Source organism: Bradyrhizobium jicamae, from assembly GCF_001440395.1.
GTDB classification, from domain to species: Bacteria; Pseudomonadota; Alphaproteobacteria; order Rhizobiales; family Xanthobacteraceae; genus Bradyrhizobium; species Bradyrhizobium jicamae.
On the sequence record NZ_LLXZ01000121.1, the window covers coordinates 1 to 1,962 of the forward strand.

A 1,962-nucleotide genomic window follows, 5' to 3' on the forward strand; every position below is an offset into this window, starting at 1 on the left:
CCCGAGGTCTCGCGTGCCGTTCCTAGATCATGATGCGATTTGAAGGAATCGCATCATGATCTCATCTCCCTGTTTGAGCATGATCTTTTCGGAAAACCGGTTTCCACTTTTCCGGATCATGCTCTAGCTGGACCCAACGCACGGTCGGCGCGCCACGAAGAACAGATACAGCAGGATGGGCAAGGCCAGCGCGAGCCACGATACGGCGTCCCACACGCCATCTCCGACCAGGGCAGCAAGAAGGCCCACGGTGCTCAGCGCACCGATGGCGATCGGCGCGGCAAAAATCTGTCCAAGCGTTCGACGATTCTTCACGACGACCATCAGGAGGACATCAGAGGGGCATTGACCGCGGAGCCTTGGGCGATGGCGCGATCGACGCTGACGCCGGCCTTGCGCCGACGCAGCCAGAGATAGACGCCAGTACCCAGGACCATGATTGTCAGCACGTCGAGCAATGCCCAGAGGATCTTGAGCGGCATGCCGCCATAGTCGCCGAAATGCAGGGGCTGCGAAATGAAGAGGGTCGTGACATACCAGGGCATATCACGACTGTCGGTGAGCTTGCCGGTTTCCGCATCGATCAAGGCCGGCTTCAGCAAGCGTGACGTCACGGGCGTGTCGCCCTTCAGGAAGACGATGTAGTGGCTCTTGCTGCTGAAGACCGTTCCCGGAAAGGCGACGAAGCTCGGCGTCATTCCCGGTGCGGCGCGCGCCGCAACGTCCACGGCAGCCTGAAGCGAAGTCAGCGTGGCGGGCGGCGCACGATCGCGGTATTGCGCCGTCATCTCGGCCAACTGACCGTATTGCCACATCTTGAGAACGAGATCGGCCCACGTGTTGATCACGCCGGTGAAGCCGACCACGAGCGTCCACATGACAAGCAGAATGCCTGCCAGATTGTGGATATCGAGCCAGCGCACGATGCGCGGGCGCTGGCTGCGGTAGGCGCCGAAGTCCAGCTTCCGCATCGACGGTGCATAGACGACGATCCCCGATATGATCGCGACACAGAACAGGATCCCCATCAACCCAAGGAACAGCTTGCCCGGCAAACCGGCAAACATGTCAGTGTGCAGCTTGAGCATGACGTAGGTGAAGCGGCCGGTGACGTCGGGCGAATCGAGATAGGCACCGGTATGCGAATCCATCCGGACGAAACGATTCTTCGTGGGGTCTGAAGTGATGGACTCGCCGACGCTCACGAACATCGCATTGGGATCGTCGCGATCCCAGATCAGGAAATGCGGCACCTTCATGGGCGCATTCGCCAGCGCGTTGGCGAGAAGCCGATCCAGATCGGCAAAGGGCGTGCCGGGGGAAACTTCCGCAGGCTTCACTCCGGGGTTCAGGAGGTCGTCGATCTCCTCGTGAAAGATGAGCGGCAGACCGGTGATGCACAGCATCAGCATGAACAGCGTGCAGATCAGGCTCGTCCATTTGTGGACGAGGCCCCATCGCCGAAGTGATCGTGTCGCCGCCGTCAACTGACCGCCCTAGTTCCAAGCATACTTGACCGTGCCGAGCACCGTACGTGCCGAACCGAGACCGCAATAGGGGAGACCTGTTAAACAGGATGCCACGTAATACTTGTTGGTCAGATTGGTCGCGTTGATCTGCGCGCTCCATCCTTTGAGATCAGGCCGCAGATATTTGAAGTCGAAGCTGACCGTGGCATCGAACAGGACGTAGTCCGGAATCAGGATCGTGTTGGCGCTATCGCCATAACTCTGGCCGACGTAACGAACGCCGCCGCCGATCCCGAGGCCGGCGACGGGGCCGTCATAGAAGGTGTATTTGGTCCACAACGCGGCCTGTTGGAGAGCGGTATTGGGCAAATAATTGCCGACAAAACCATCATTGCTCTTGGTCACCTTGGGATCAAATTTGCTGAAGGCGCCAATAATCTCCAGCTCTCGCGTAACGTTGCCGCGCGCCTCCAGTTCGATGCCGCGTACGCGC

3 protein-coding genes are annotated in these 1,962 nt (G+C 59.5%); all 3 read right to left on the bottom strand.

The genetic code is table 11. The annotated features are described in order from the left end of the window. Positions 1-123: 123 nt before the first annotated feature. Positions 124-324, bottom strand: coding sequence for a hypothetical protein (locus tag CQ12_RS20510; RefSeq protein WP_057837125.1), 201 nt, complete (start codon positions 322-324; stop codon positions 124-126). Continuing rightward, positions 324-1,487 (bottom strand): PepSY-associated TM helix domain-containing protein, encoded by a 1,164-nt coding sequence (locus CQ12_RS20515; protein WP_057837126.1) that lies wholly within the window; start codon positions 1,485-1,487, stop codon positions 324-326. The genes CQ12_RS20510 and CQ12_RS20515 overlap by 1 nt, the downstream gene beginning before the upstream one ends. A 9-nt stretch (positions 1,488-1,496) precedes the next feature. Next, positions 1,497-1,962: TonB-dependent receptor domain-containing protein (locus CQ12_RS20520; RefSeq protein ID WP_157088355.1), on the bottom strand; the 466-nt coding region annotated here is incomplete at its 5' end.